The following is a 14,707-nucleotide window of genomic DNA, read 5'->3' as shown; positions in this document are numbered from 1 at the left end:
TCACTTTGGCCCTCAACCAACGGGTAGTTTTTGCCATCAAAGCTAAATGAGGTCACCACGCCATGATCCGCGCCCGCTTGGGTGATCACGTCAATCTGATTGCTTTGAGTTGCTTCCCTTATGGTCGGCTCAGTGACGCTTAAGCTGCCATCGACGACCACCTGAATATCGTCGCCAACGTTGACGACAAGATCGGAACGTGTAGATTGGTCGTTATCTGCATCAATCGCAAACACAGGCAATGATATGGCAATAGAATCCATACCTTGCGAACCGTGGTCGATTTCCTCAAGTAACTCGAACTTATAGCCAGAGCGAAACTCTGTGTCTGTGGTCGTGACGTTACCAATAGTCACTTTCAGCACATCAACTCTAACGCCAGCTAAGGTGATGTAACCAAGATAAACGCCGGGTTCACCTGCAACAGGCTCTAAAACGATCGTTTGACCTTGCGCAGTAACTGCTGAGGTTTGCTGTGAACGATTGAAAGCCTCAACATCAATACGCAGCTCTGTGACGGTATCACTGCCTAACGCGCCCGTTAGCGTACCGACAAATTCAGTGTTGGTCGCTCCATCCTGAGAGCCATCAGCTAAGCCAGCCTCATAGACGTTGGCTGAGTCGATGTTAGAAAAAACTGGATCGGCCCCATCACCAATGCTTACCTGAACATCGATTGGCGTTTGAATCGCGTTACCACCGCGATCACTGCCAATGATGTCAAACGAGACATTGATCTGATCACCACTAAAAGAGACCAAACCGCCACCGACCGACGGTGTATGATCAATCGGCTGAGAAATTGTCGTGGTCAGCGCTAAGCTAAGATCTTTGCCCAGATTTGAGGCGTCGATATCAATTCGCACAACTTCTTCGCCGTTTAATGCACCAACAATGGCGTTATCAACGCCATTGTAACTAAACGAAACCGCTTGACCGTTCGAGGTAATATCCGTGTTGAGCTCACTGATCAAAGCCGCAAGAGAAACTGGTTCAGGAATGAATGAATTAGAATCGAGTGGAAGATCGCCGGCGAAAATAGTTACAGTGGTAGTGACCGATTGAGGGTAACTGCCAGCAGACAATGAACCTTCAATGAGTGAGTCGCTAATATTTTCACCACCCGAGGCGAACACAAGCGGTCTGGTTTGATCATCATTGTCTTGATCAACACTAACCTCAAAGCCCGACGTTTCAAAGAAGGTACTGGCTAGACTTTCCGCGCCATTGTAATCAATGGTCACAAAGCCTGAGTTTGCTGAGCCCGATCCACCCGCGCCTGCAGCTGTTGCCTCGAGTATTTGGGTCGGATCAGCCCCTGCTAAAATTGCTTCTTGAATGGCGGCTAACTCGTCGGGACCGATAGCATTGTTTCCCAACTGCGAAACATCAATGCTGACTTCTCCTGCCACTGGTGAGCTTACCCAAGAGCCATAATTGCCTTCGACAGCAACGGCATTGGCATCAAACGTTATTTCTGCTCCTACGGCATCAAGCAACAAGTTCGATTGAGCAGCAACAATGACAATATTACCCGCATTCAGTCGTTCCCCAACGACCGCCTGATGTGCCCCCCCTTCAGGAGTAACAACGACAACGTCACCAATAACATCTTTGACTACAGTGGTTTGGCGTACTACATCTACGTCCATAAGTGTTCCCCGGCAAGCTCCCCTATTCACGACGACAAGGGATAGAAATATTTTGTTTCATTTTTATTTTATCGGCCAAAAGTAGCAGACGTTGTTCACAAAAGCAGCCCCTAATAATGATGATAATATTATTAAGAATAGGCTAATGTACTAATCAACCAAGCAGATAAGGGCTTGGCAACTGATCCACCCCGAAATATTAAGAAAATATATGCGTTACATTCTCAAAAGTGAGAACTCATTAACCTCATTTTTGCTGTGGCTATGCCTTACAAGTCGCCTTTCTTTGTTCTCTCATCCTTTCGTTGGCAGAGTGTGAAATGCGTCAGATTCTAAGGCGTAGAAGTCTAGAATGATGTGGTGAAAAAACGAGTTAGGTAAGGTAGGCGAGTATAAAAACAACGACATCAAGGACGTAACGTGAAGAACATCTCGACTTTTTCGCTAGCCCTGCTTGCAACAGCTTGTAGCGCCACAGCGTTGGCCAGCCCAAACTTGACCATTTCCACCACGACCACTAGCCGCGACTTTCCTCTTCAGAGCGGTAAACCTATCGTTTTGCCACTGAGCAAAGCGACGTATCAAATAACGCTTTCAGGCATTGAGGGGAAATGTGACGATATCAGCGAGCAAAAAGTCAAATTTCGTCGGCCTCTGGCACTGAATTGCGGTAAAGAGACACAATTTTCTGTCAACATTCGCTTTAAAGGTGATTACTCATTCGCTTTTGATCAGCAAAGCAATACCCTTACTGTGGCGCGAGAAGCTAAAGAGAGTAAACAAACCTTTGTACGCCCGATCCCTAACGTACAATGTGAAACCTATTCGGGTGGCGAAGTGACCCTTCATTTAGGTGGCTCATTCAACGAAGGACAGCAGCTTAAAGATGCATTAAGCGGTCAGGTCGTCACGGTGCATAACGATCAAGTTGTGGTATTGCCTGCAAAAGAGAGTGGTGGTCTGGTGTTGTTGGAACCTGTCATTTCAGGTCAAAATAAGCCCGAATTCACTTATCACAACGCCAACATTTACTTTGTCATGGTTGATCGTTTCAACAATGGCGATACTAGCAATGATTTAAGCTATGGCAGACAAAAAGATCACCAACAACAAGTGGGCACCTTTCATGGTGGCGATCTAAAAGGTGTGATCGCTAAACTCGATTACATCAAGAGCCTAGGCACTGATGCTATTTGGTTGTCACCGATCGTTGAACAGGTTCATGGTTTTGTCGGCGGTGGTGAAAGTGGTAGCTTCCCGTTTTATTCCTACCATGGCTACTGGACGCGCGACTTTACCAAAATTGACCAAAACTTTGGCGATGAACAAGACTTACGCACTTTAGTGACAGAGGCGCACAAGCGCGGGATAAAAATACTCCTAGATGCGGTGCTCAACCACGCTGGCTACGCGACACTTGCCGATCTTCAGATGGATAACCTGCAAGTGGTGAATAGACAAGAAATGCCGCAGCAATGGTCACAGTGGACACCAAAACCAGGCGAAAACTGGCACAGTTTTAACAAGGTCATTGACTATCAAAGCGAAAATTGGGTCAACTGGTGGGGACCTGATTGGGTTCGCGCCGGTTTGCATAACTACCCGCAACCAGGTAGCAGCGACACGACAATGAACCTAGCTGGCCTGCCTGACTTTCAGACCGAGTCTGATCAACACGTAACGCCACCTCAATGGTTACTCGACAATCCTGATACCCGAGTAAAAACGCGCAGTAACTATACCGTCGCAGACTATCTGATTGAATGGCAAGCAGACTGGGTAAAACGCTTTGGAATTGATGGTTTTCGAGTTGATACTGTCAAACACGTTGAGGGTGATGTATGGCTAAAACTTAAGCAGGCGGCCAGTGATAACCTTGAACAGTGGCGCAGTAAAAATAGCTCACAAGGTCAACCATTCTGGATGATGGGAGAAGTATGGGGTCACTCGGCCTATCGATCTCCGTATGCCGACCAAGGTTTTGACGCGTTAATCAACTTCGACATGCAAAAGAAACTCGACAAAGGTGCGGCCTGTTTTAGTTATATGCAGGATATTTACCAAAACTATGCCGATTCAATTCAATCAACGCCCGACTATACGCCTGTGAGCTACATGTCTTCTCATGATACCGAGCTGTTCTTCAATCGTTTCAACTCTTTTGATATGCAGAAAAATGCCGCCAATGCCCTCCTGCTTAGCCCAGGTGCTGTGCAGATTTACTACGGAGATGAAGTGGGACGTGAACTCGGCCCTTATGCGGACGACTTCCACCAAGGGACTCGCTCTGACATGATTTGGCAACTTGATGCGCAAAGACAACAACTGTTAGCGCATTGGCAAAAAGTAGCCCAGTTCAGGCAAGCTCACCCAGCGATTGGAGGGGGAGCGCACCAACAAATCAAGGGCCAAGACGCGTATGTATTTTCAAGACAGCTAGGCGATGACAAAGTTGTCATCGCCTATGTAGGACGCTAATGACATAGGGGCTGCTGTTGGTTCAGCCCCTATCTTAAGGTTCGTAATTAGGGTTAATTAAGCGGTTTCGATACTCTTGGTCCGCTTTCGACTCGGCAATCATATGCAGCAAAAACAGACCTGTGTTACTCACGCCACACTTAATGCCACACGGCTCGTCATAATCTAAATTGACTGTTGTTTGATGCTTAGGGCTCGCTACTTGAGGCTCCTCTAACAGTGCCTGCGGCGCTTCCTGAGTGGGCTCTTGCAGCGAGTAAAGAAATAACTCGGTCTGATATTCAGTCGCATAGCCTGAACTGGTCATAAACAACAGTAACGCAGCGAATGTCAGATTGAGTTTCATGGGCAGGCTCGTCATACTCTATTTTCGCCCATTATAAGTAGGTGTTTAGCTGCTGCAACAAAAAAGCTCCCGCAGGAGCTTTTTGTTGTGAAAAATAGACGAGCTGATCGTTATTTGTTATTGCGGCGCGCTTCAACAGCATCTGCCAATTGTCGTAAAACTTTCTCAGTATCGTCCCAACCGATACAAGCATCAGTAATAGACTGGCCGTAAGTTGGCGCCTTACCATCCACAAGATCCTGACGACCTTCGACAAGATGAGATTCAATCATCACCCCGAAAATAGCGGCTTCACCACCCGATATTTGGTTTGCGACATCTTCTGCAACCACCATCTGACGTTGATACTGTTTCGAACTGTTAGCGTGGCTAAAATCAATCATTACTTTCTGTGGTAGACCAGACGATTCAAGCTGTTGCTTAATCGCACCAACATGATCAGCACTGTAGTTTGGCTCTTTACCGCCACGCAAAATAAGGTGACAATCAGGATTACCTGCCGTTTCTATGATGGCGGAATGACCAAATTTCGTCACCGACAAGAAGTGGTGCGATGCACTCGCTGAACGAATGGCATCAGACGCTATCTTGATATTGCCATCCGTACCATTTTTAAAACCAACTGGGCAAGAGATACCAGAAGCCAGTTCACGGTGAACTTGAGACTCAGTAGTACGAGCACCGATAGCGCCCCAACTTATCAAATCAGCCACATACTGCGGTGTGATCATATCAAGGAATTCACTCGCCGTCGGCATACCCATATCGGTCAGATCAAGCAGTAACTTACGCCCTGTACGCAAACCATCATTAATTTTAAATGTGTCATTCAAGTAAGGGTCGTTTATCAGGCCTTTCCAGCCCACCGTGGTACGTGGCTTTTCGAAGTACACACGCATAACCACTTCGAGGCGGTCACCCAGTTCATCACGCAAGACTTTAAGACGCTTACCATACTCAAGGGCCGCTTCAGTGTCATGAATCGAACATGGGCCGATAATCACCAAAAGGCGGTCGTCTTTATCTTTGAGGATATTTGCAATCGCTTCACGCGAGCGAAACGTAGTAGAAGCAGCTGATTCTGTTGCCGGAAACTTCTCTAAAACCGCAACTGGTGGTAATAATTCTTTTACTTTATTAATTCGTACATCATCGGTCTGGAACATTGCTTACTTCTTCCTATTTCTCTTTGCTGAGCGCTTCGCCTAAATAAAATGGTGAAAAAATGCTCACACTTTCTTGGTCCTGTCTCTGTAACTTATCTATCAAAAACCAAGCTTGCAACCACTATTTTCAATAAAAGACAATATTTTTGCTATTTTTACATTTTACACAATGTGTAAACTTATAATTACACATTGTTGTATTGTTGCTGAGATAAGAAATTACGTCCCCTACCACCTAACCCAATTTAATGCAAAGAACTTCCTTGAAGTGAGGCTAAAGTTCAAATCAAACCTCTTTTTAATAAATCGATTAAATGATTAGGATCAACCGATAGACACATCACACCACAGCTTGACCTAATATTAACATTGATACGCAAACATCTTGTATAAGCTACTTGTTCTGTTCTTTGAGGATTACTGCCATGTTACGTAAATTACTATCTGTATTCGCCCTATTAACGACCCTTGCTTCGACTCAAGCATTCGCTGATGAATATAGCCAAACCATTGCCGAGTTCAAATCTGCGCCAGAAACAGCCAAAATGTTCTCTTCAGCCCACGCCTATGCTGTGTTCCCTACCATAGGAAAAGGCGGCATTGGGATCGGCGGAGCACACGGCAAAGGCAAAGTTTTTGTCAATGGCAAGTCGATTGGTGAATCAAAAATGTCGCAGATATCGATTGGCTTACAGTTAGGTGGTCAAGCTTATAGCCAAATCATTTTCTTCGAAAATCAAGCTGCTCTTAACCAATTTACCAGCGGTAATTTTGAGTTTTCGGCTGGAGCTTCGGCCATAGCCATCACTGCTAGCGCGCAAGCTCAAGCAGGAACAACCGGCAGTTCTGCAGGTGCAGGGGCATCCGCCGACAAAGGCAAACAAGCCACGATTAATTACAATAATGGCATGGCTATTGTGACAATGGGTAAAGGTGGATTAATGTATGAAGCGTCTATTGCCGGACAAAAATACAGCTTCAAAGCCAAGAAATAAATTACTGGATTGAACCACCACAAAAACAAAAGGCAATGGAAGCACCCATTGCCTTTTTTAATGGTATCGAACGATTCATTATCAGTCCCTATCAAACGTAAATAGGCCCTCACACCCAGATAGGTTAGACGTTTATCGTGACTACGGCAGGTAATGATCGAGCAATAATAACAAGAACAAAAACATCAAATGATAAATTGAAAATTTAAACGTCTCGATAGCAGAATTGTCTTCGGCATTAAACTTAAGCTTCCATGCATGACCAATAAAACCAACACTCAAAATTGTCGCTCCAATCCAGTAAAGCGTGCCCGCCATTCCAACCAGTGCGGGTAATAAACAAACTAAAGAGAGTAAAACGGTATAGAGCAATATTGAAGTTTTGGTGTAGTCGACGCCATGGGTAACTGGCAGCATAGGAATGTCGGCTTTGGCATAGTCATCTTTACGATGGATTGCCAACGCCCAAAAGTGAGGTGGTGTCCAAATAAAAATGATCATCACCAGTAGCCATGCATTGGCATGCAGCTCTCCGCTGACGGCTGTCCAACCCAAAAGAGGTGGCATTGCACCCGCGATCCCAGCAATAACAATATTTTGCGGCGTTGCGCGTTTCAAGTACATGGTGTAAACCACCGCATAGCCAAGCAAACTAGCCAGCGTCAGCCACGCAGTCAGGCCATTGACGCCAAAGTAAAGAATGACAAAACCCACGACACCAATGGCACTTGCAAAGGCAAACACATGGCTAGAGCGTAGCTTGCCCTGCGGCAGAGGACGTTGATAGGTTCGCGCCATGATGGCATCGATCCTTTGATCTATAAGATGATTAAACGCTGCCGCAGATCCAGCCATCAGGCCAATACCAATCAAACCTAATATCGTCTGCTGGACAGGTAATGTCCCCGGAACGGCCAAACACATGCCAACCAAGGCTGTGAGTAACATCAATGCCACCACCTTAGGCTTCATCAATGTTAGATAGCTTCTCCATAGGGGATTGTCACTGGCAGAGCTAATCGAGATAGTCTTACTCATGAGCGTTCTCCTCGGTAATTAAAGATGATTGGGGTTGCGTTTCTTCTGCCAATGACCACACAAGCTGATTAGCCTTGAGCACTGTCAGTAAAAGCATCGCGGCGCCGAGATTGTGTGCGACGGCGATAATCAGAGGTAAGCTGAGCAAAACATTGCCGATTCCTAAACTTATCTGTATCACTAACATGGCTAACATGCTTAAGGCAACAGAGCGTAAACTTGCTTGCTGAGTCACCCACAACCGATAACTGAGCAGTAACACCATCAACGTCACCACCAGCGCGCCTATTCTATGCGTAACATGGATGGTCATCCGAGCTGCATAATCCAATGTGCCGAATTCATAGCTGTCTCGCGGAGGCTGAATCAAATCAAACGCAGTAGCAAAATCAAGATAAGCAGTCCAGTCACCTTCACAAATAGGTAAACGGGTACACATTAAGGCGGCATAATTAGAGGACGTCCATCCTCCTAGTGCTATCTGAGCAATCACCACAACTAGCGTGATAGTGGCAACCACTCGCAAAGGCGACACCATTTTAACAGGCTGTTTAGGCGTACTTTTTTGTCGTAGCTGCCAGTGACAAAAAGCCAGCAAACTAAACAGAGTAAAGCCACCCAACAAATGTCCCATGACCACTATCGGCATCAGTTTCATCGTTACGGTCCACATGCCAAGTAGCGCTTGGAAAACCACCACCACACTGATAGCGCCTGCAAGTAACAACGGCAACTGGCGGGTTTTGATGGCAATAACGCTAATGGCAAACACCACTAAACCTAAGCTTCCAGCAAAATAGCGATGAATCATCTCAAGCCAAGCTTTATCCTCTTCTACCGTTAACGACGGAAACAGCGACTGCGCTAAGGCAATTTCATGGGTCTCATTGGGCACTGTCAGATGGCCATAACAACCCGGCCAATCCGGACATCCTAAGCCAGCGTCAGCAAGACGCGTATAAGCCCCTAACATCACCACGATAAAAGTGAGTATCAAACTGAATCTGACTAGAGTTATCAACTTCATCTCAGCACTCCTTGCTGTTAACCGACGCGCGATAGCTTGAGCAGTTTGCGTAAATCTGCCAACAACCCTTTGCTTTGTGACACCAACTCTGATGACGAATCAACTTTAGGGTAACGCATCACCAACTGACCTAACGGGTCAACAATGACATACTCAAATTGACCGACAAGCTGGGTAAAGCCGTCATCAATCTCGACCACCGGATAATCATCGAGCTCGATATTGAGCGCCGCACTGTGTGGTGATTTCAATAATACTGGCTGAACCCGTTGCTGATATTTGCCAAGCGCGATATGACTTTGACCAAGTAGGAAAATCTGTTGTTGGCAAAAATCATCACATTGATTTGGAATCACATAGCCCAATTGCCACTGTTTGTGTTGATAAGGATTACTTAACGCTAAGGAACTAAACGATGCAGCAGGCTCAATAAGCACACCTTTGTTGGTCACGCCCGATTGATACCAATGCTGACTAAGAATAGTTTTCGCAATCACCGCAGGTAGCGCAAATAGCAGCACAAGAGCCAAAAAAATTACTCGTCCGCGATATACTGGATTAATCATCTTTCGCTCCTTGTTTTAATGTTCGTATCAACAGCAAAATACTCAGCACGACCAAGGCTATCGCCATCGAAAACCATTGCACGGCGTAACCAAGATGTTTCTCCGCGTTCATTGAAACGGGTTGCCAAGGTTGTGGGTAGGGCCAGTTCGCAGCCAAGGGTTGAACCACGTAAGGTTCCAGTGTTATCTGCCACTGCGCTCCCAGCTGAGCAAAATTCAGGTTTTGAATTCGACTTGGCTGGCGCTGCTCCATCATCAGATCTTGGCTTAACGGATTGAGCGACTTACGATAAAGTCGACCGATAATATCCATCGGCTCTGTTAACCATTCCACCGTTGGCAGTTGCGCTCTTGTGTTAGGAGCGGCAACAAAGCCTCGCTCAATTAATACCCATTGTCCTGTTTTTGCCTCAACAAGCTGTAAGGCCAAATAACCGACCTGACCGGCATAATGTTGATTATCAAGCAGCAGATAACGATCTTTTACTGGTGTTGCGCTCAGTTTCACTTTCAGCCCCGTTGGTATCGTGCGTTGATCCGATGACAGCGACGTTAACAAAACTGGATCTTGCTCTTCCCTCTGACTAACTCTTTGCTCTATTTCATTTTTTTCTTCAGCGCGTGCCAGTTGCCATAAACCTAATTTGATCAATATAGAAAAGGCAACCACAGTTAATAGGCAAACCACAGCAAAACGTAATGTTAAAATCTGCCCGAATAAGGAATCCGTCATGGTATTCATCTTCAAACTTGTACTGCTCTTGCTACTGCTTTTCATCCTAATCAACCTTGGCCGAGCCATGTTTGAAATGGTTAGAGGCACCGATGATGAAGACAACGCCGAGCCTGATGACAAACCAATGAGCTTTTACCTTGGCCGTCGGGTGTTTCTCTCTGCCTTGGCGATCATATTGCTGATTGCGGCCTTACTCAGCGGGTTTATTGAACCCCATGGTCGCCCTTACTAAAGGGCCTCGTTTAAATCAAAGTACATACACAAAGACGAATAGGCATAACCACACCACATCAACAAAGTGCCAGTACCAACTCCCTGCTTGAAAAGCAAAATGATTCTTTGGCGTAAAATGGTCTTTGGCAACGCGTGCTAACAGGATGATTAAGAACGTGGTGCCTAACAACACATGCATACCGTGAAATCCCGTCAGCAAGAAGAAGGTATTGCCGTACACCCCCGATTGCAGCGTCAATCCAAGGTCTTGATAAGCATGAGCATATTCAACGCCTTGGTAATACAAAAAGAAACACGCTAATACGATTGTCACCTCTAACCACACAATCAGTGCCATACGTTTATTCTTCTCAAGGCTAGTATGCGCCAAGTGCAGCGTTATCGATGAAGTAAGTAAGATGATGGTGTTAATTAACGGGATACCTTGCCATGGCATCGCCGTGGTTGTTTCGCCACCCGGCGTAATAATCAGCGGCCACATGGCTTCAAAGGTTGGCCAGATCACCTCGTTAGTCATGGCGTTATTACTCGCTCCGCCAAGCCAAGGTACTGAAATCATCCGTGCATAAAATAAAGCCCCAAAGAAGGCGCCAAAGAACATAATCTCAGAGAAGATAAACCAACTCATTCCCTGTCGAAAAGAACGCGATAGCTGCGCAGAGTATTGACCACTCATCGACTCGGTGATGATGTTGCTAAACCAACCAGCAAACATGTACAGCAAAAACAGAAAGCCCGACAATAAAATCAACTTACCGAACACACTGCCATCGCCGCCCTCCGCCATGTTCTGTACCGTAATGCCTGCGCCCACCGCGATAAGAAATAGAGCAATCGCGCCAACGATAGGCCAACTGCTTTGTGCTGGTACAAAATAGGGTTGATGTTTTGAACTCATGGCGTTGCTCCTTGCACAGCGTCACTTTTTATTGGTTGTGATGCTTTCGCTAACTCATTTGCAGCCGTTCTCTCACTGATATCGTATAAGGTGTATGACAAGGTCAGTGTATGTATCGACTGAGGAATATCGGGTTCAATATAGAAGATCAAAGGCATTTCTGTTTTCGCCGCCGCAGACAAGGGTTGTTGGTTAAAACAAAAACACTCAATTTTATTAAAATATGTAGCGCCAAGCCCAGGTGAGACCGAAGGTACCGCCTGACCGACAATATCGCGTGACGAAAGATTTTCGGCCAAATACGCGGTTTGGATCACTTGCCCAGGATGAACGTTCATCGCAATCTGTTTGGGTGCGAAAGACCAAGGCACGTTATTATGATTATGGGCCATAAACTCAACCCGAATGCTGCGCGAGGTATCGGGCACCATACCTTGTGGTTGCAACACAGATTCGCTGTTGGTTTTACCATTGATGCCCAGCACATCACACATGATGTCGTAGAGCGGTACAAGCGCGAAACCAAAACCAAACATCGCTACCACTGCAGCGAGCAGCTTTAACGTTAGCTTTCGGTTAGCGTTGGTGGCTTCGCTCATCTCGTTACCCTCAGTCAATTTTGGGTGGCGTATCAAAAGTATGATGAGGCGCCGGGCTTGGCACTGTCCACTCTAGCCCTTCAGCACGTTCCCAAGGTTTAGCGGGCGCCTTTTCACCACCGCGAATACACTTGATGACTAACCATAAGAAAATCAGTTGCGATAAACCGAAGGCAAAGCCGCCAATTGAAACAATTTGATTAACGTCTGCAAATTGAATCGCGTAGTCAGGAATACGACGTGGCATCCCCGCCAGACCAAGAAAGTGCATCGGAAAGAATAGAACATTGACGGAAATGACCGAGCACCAGAAGTGCCATAAGCTCAGTTTGTGGTCATACATATGTCCAGTCCACTTAGGTAGCCAGTAATAGGCCGCCGCCATAATCGAGAATACTGCCCCCGAAACCAAGACATAGTGGAAGTGCGCCACAACAAAATAGGTATCGTGATATTGAAAATCAGCCGGAACAATCGCCAGCATCAAGCCAGAAAAGCCGCCAATAGTGAATAAGATGATAAACGCAATCGCAAACAACATCGGCGTTTCAAACGTCATCGCCCCGCGCCACATGGTTGCCACCCAGTTGAACACTTTGACTCCCGTCGGCACCGCAATCAACATGGTGCAATACATGAAAAACAGCTCGGCAAACACCGGCATCCCTGTTGTGAACATATGGTGCGCCCAAACCAAAAACGACAACAAAGCGATACTACACGTCGCGTAAACCATCGAGTGATAACCAAACAGTCTCTTACCGCTGAAGGCCGGTACAATTGCTGAGATGATGCCAAACGATGGCAAGATCATAATGTAGACTTCAGGGTGGCCGAAGAACCAAAAAATGTGCTGGAACATTACCGGGTCACCGCCCCCTGCCGCGTCAAAGAATGACGTTCCAAAGTACTTATCTGTCAGTACCATGGTTACGGCGCCTGCCAGCACTGGCATTACCGCAATAAGCAAGAATGCCGTGATCAACCACGTCCAGACAAACAGCGGCATTTTGAACCACGTCATTCCCGGAGCACGCATATTAACGATAGTGACAATGACGTTGATTGCACCCATGATCGAACTGATGCCCATAATATGTACCGAGAACACAAACAGCGCAGTACTATCGGGGCCGTATGTCGTCGACAGTGGTGCGTAGAAAGTCCAGCCAAAATCTGGGCCGCCACCTTCGGTAAATAGTGAAGCGAGCAAAATGGCAAAAGCGAAAGGGAGTATCCAGAAACTGAGGTTATTCATGCGTGGTAACGCCATATCTGGCGCACCAATCATCATCGGGATCATCCAGTTCGCAAGGCCAGTAAACGCTGGCATGACCGCACCAAAGACCATGATTAAACCATGCACGGTCGTCATCTGATTGAAAAAATGCGGTTCAACAAGTTGTAGCCCTGGTTGAAAGAGTTCGGCGCGAATGACCATCGCCATTGCCCCACCAGTTAGGAACATAATAAAACTGAACCACAAGTAGAGTGTGCCGATGTCTTTGTGATTGGTGGAATAAAGCCAGCGAGTGATGCCTTGTGGTGAATGATGGTGATCGTCGGCTTCAACCGCAGCCGAACTGTTTGCCCGCGAGATCTCCGCATCGGTTGCGGGAGCGAGCTTAGATTTATCTTCTACAACAGAATCAGGTTTGGACGTTTTCATAGTCCCTCCTTAGACGCCTTAAACTGGTTTACATCTGAGGCTTGAACTGAATCCCCCACGTTATTTCCTAACCCGTTACGCTGGTAGGTGACGACCGCAGCGATTTCTTTATCGGTTAATTGACTAGCAAACGCCTGCATTGCAGTACCAGCACGACCATTAACAACGATATCAATATGTTCATTGACGGCTCCAGTCGCCACTTTACTGCCAGTGATCGCTGGAAAGGCCCCCGGAATACCAGCCCCACTGACTTGGTGACAAACGGCGCATCGGTCTTGATAAACCTGTTCACCAATCGACATCAACTCATCGATAGAGAGCGACGTTGTCAATGATGCGGCGGCTTCTTGCTTCGCTTGAGCGAGTTCCGCTTTTTTCGCCACTAACCACGCATCGTATTGGTCTTCTTCCATCGCCTGAACAACCACCGGCATGAAACCATGAGCGCGACCACATAGCTCAGCACACTGACCGCGGTAAATACCCGGTTTATCAATACGAGTCCACGCCTCGTTGATAAAGCCAGGTATGGTATCTTTCTTGACGGCAAAATCAGGCACCCACCATGAGTGAATAACATCATCAGAGGTGAGGAGAAAACGCACTTTGCGGTTTATCGGCAATACCAGCGGATTATCAACCTCAAGCAAGTAATTGGCGCCTTTCTCTTCGATACCTTCTATTGATTTTTGACTGGTCGCCAATAAGCTGAAGAATTCCACATCCTCATCAAAATAACTGTAGTGCCACTTCCACTGAGAACCAGTAATTTTGATCGTCAGATCCGATCGTGAGGTATCTTCCATTGCAACTAAGGTTTGAGTTGCAGGGATCGCCATCAGAATCAAAATGATAATTGGGATAACCGTCCAAATAACTTCCACTTTGGTACTTTCATGAAAGTTGGCCGCAACGGCCCCTTTGGACTTACGGTGGTGGTACATCGAGTAGAACATCACACCAAACACCACCAGTGCAATGGCACAACAGATGTAAAAGATCAGCATGTGCAAATCATAGACTTGGCCGCTTATCTCTGTAACGCCCTGTGTCATGTTGTAAGCGTTGTCTTCAGCATTAGCGTTGGCAACAACAAGCAGCGCTAGTATCGCCAGCACCTTGGCTGAACTGTGTAATGGTTTCAAACGATCTCTCCTCTGCCGAAGCCATCTCGTGTGATTAAGGTTCAACTACCCGAACGAATTACTCAGCAGACAAAAAAGTACCAAGCGACCCGTCGACTTTAGAAAATGCAGTCAAAACGCAAATAGTGTGTAAATTGTTATATTTATGTTAATAA

The 14,707-nt window shown here is 46.5% G+C and carries 14 protein-coding genes; 3 read left to right on the top strand and 11 right to left on the bottom strand.

The features are described 5' to 3' along the window. Nucleotides 1-1,652 (bottom strand): retention module-containing protein (locus tag BS19_RS04315; RefSeq protein WP_038173557.1); only part of this gene is annotated, 1,652 nt, incomplete at its 3' end. Nucleotides 1,653-2,072: 420 nt separating this feature from the next. Here BS19_RS04315 and BS19_RS04310 point away from each other — a divergent pair. Further along, nucleotides 2,073-4,130, top strand: coding sequence for an alpha-amylase (locus BS19_RS04310; RefSeq protein WP_084185933.1), 2,058 nt, complete (start codon nucleotides 2,073-2,075; stop codon nucleotides 4,128-4,130). Between the two features lie 34 nt (nucleotides 4,131-4,164). Here the strand turns inward: BS19_RS04310 and BS19_RS04305 are convergent, their stop codons facing one another. Both BS19_RS04305 and aroG read right to left on the bottom strand, forming a co-directional pair. Next, nucleotides 4,165-4,476 (bottom strand): hypothetical protein, encoded by a 312-nt coding sequence (locus BS19_RS04305; RefSeq protein ID WP_038173556.1) that lies wholly within the window; start codon nucleotides 4,474-4,476, stop codon nucleotides 4,165-4,167. 110 nt (nucleotides 4,477-4,586) lie between these two features. Further along, on the bottom strand, nucleotides 4,587-5,642 hold the full coding sequence (gene aroG / locus BS19_RS04300; RefSeq protein ID WP_038173555.1) for a 3-deoxy-7-phosphoheptulonate synthase AroG: 1,056 nt from the start codon (nucleotides 5,640-5,642) through the stop codon (nucleotides 4,587-4,589). Nucleotides 5,643-6,067: 425 nt separating this feature from the next. Here aroG and BS19_RS04295 point away from each other — a divergent pair, with 425 nt between their 5' ends. Then, the gene (locus BS19_RS04295; protein ID WP_051686490.1) at nucleotides 6,068-6,637 is read left to right on the top strand and encodes a YSC84-related protein; all 570 of its coding nucleotides are present in this window, start codon (nucleotides 6,068-6,070) and stop codon (nucleotides 6,635-6,637) included. Nucleotides 6,638-6,778: 141 nt separating this feature from the next. Here the strand turns inward: BS19_RS04295 and cyoE are convergent, their stop codons facing one another. From cyoE to BS19_RS04275, 4 genes are read right to left on the bottom strand one after another with little or no spacing between them, the layout of a single operon-like run. After that, complete coding sequence (gene cyoE, locus BS19_RS04290) at nucleotides 6,779-7,675, bottom strand: heme o synthase (protein WP_038173553.1); 897 nt, start codon at nucleotides 7,673-7,675, stop codon at nucleotides 6,779-6,781. After that, nucleotides 7,668-8,702, bottom strand: a complete 1,035-nt coding sequence (locus BS19_RS04285) for a COX15/CtaA family protein (protein ID WP_038173552.1) — start codon at nucleotides 8,700-8,702, stop codon at nucleotides 7,668-7,670. The genes cyoE and BS19_RS04285 overlap by 8 nt, the downstream gene beginning before the upstream one ends. 17 nt (nucleotides 8,703-8,719) lie before the next feature. Next, entirely contained in the window at nucleotides 8,720-9,268 is a 549-nt protein-coding gene (locus BS19_RS04280; protein ID WP_038173551.1) for a hypothetical protein, read from the bottom strand. Then, nucleotides 9,261-10,001: an SURF1 family protein gene (locus tag BS19_RS04275; RefSeq protein ID WP_038173593.1), complete on the bottom strand. Its 741-nt coding sequence runs from the start codon at nucleotides 9,999-10,001 to the stop codon at nucleotides 9,261-9,263. Before BS19_RS04275 ends, BS19_RS04280 begins: the two co-directional genes overlap by 8 nt. Here BS19_RS04275 and BS19_RS04270 point away from each other — a divergent pair. Next, entirely contained in the window at nucleotides 10,000-10,236 is a 237-nt protein-coding gene (locus BS19_RS04270; protein WP_038173550.1) for a DUF2909 family protein, read from the top strand. The two genes, BS19_RS04275 and BS19_RS04270, sit on opposite strands and share 2 nt — an antisense overlap. A 15-nt stretch (nucleotides 10,237-10,251) precedes the next feature. On the opposite strand, the gene BS19_RS04265 is transcribed toward BS19_RS04270, so the two are convergent. From BS19_RS04265 to coxB, 4 genes are read right to left on the bottom strand one after another with little or no spacing between them, the layout of a single operon-like run. Then, the gene (locus BS19_RS04265) at nucleotides 10,252-11,136 is read right to left on the bottom strand and encodes a cytochrome c oxidase subunit 3 (RefSeq protein ID WP_038173549.1); all 885 of its coding nucleotides are present in this window, start codon (nucleotides 11,134-11,136) and stop codon (nucleotides 10,252-10,254) included. Then, nucleotides 11,133-11,735 carry a cytochrome c oxidase assembly protein gene (locus tag BS19_RS04260; protein WP_038173547.1) on the bottom strand — a complete coding sequence of 201 codons (603 nt, stop codon included), beginning with the start codon at nucleotides 11,733-11,735 and terminating at the stop codon, nucleotides 11,133-11,135. Before BS19_RS04260 ends, BS19_RS04265 begins: the two co-directional genes overlap by 4 nt. Nucleotides 11,736-11,745: 10 nt before the next feature. Then, nucleotides 11,746-13,404, bottom strand: coding sequence for a cytochrome c oxidase subunit I (gene ctaD / locus BS19_RS04255; RefSeq protein ID WP_038173546.1), 1,659 nt, complete (start codon nucleotides 13,402-13,404; stop codon nucleotides 11,746-11,748). Continuing rightward, nucleotides 13,401-14,525 carry a cytochrome c oxidase subunit II gene (coxB, locus tag BS19_RS04250; RefSeq protein ID WP_483855389.1) on the bottom strand — a complete coding sequence of 375 codons (1,125 nt, stop codon included), beginning with the start codon at nucleotides 14,523-14,525 and terminating at the stop codon, nucleotides 13,401-13,403. Before coxB ends, ctaD begins: the two co-directional genes overlap by 4 nt. Between the last annotated feature and the right edge of the window lie 182 nt (nucleotides 14,526-14,707).

The sequence above is a fragment of the Vibrio pacinii DSM 19139 genome (assembly GCF_000711795.1).
GTDB classification, from domain to species: Bacteria; Pseudomonadota; Gammaproteobacteria; order Enterobacterales; family Vibrionaceae; genus Vibrio; species Vibrio pacinii.
This window is presented reverse-complemented; position numbering and strand designations above follow the sequence as displayed.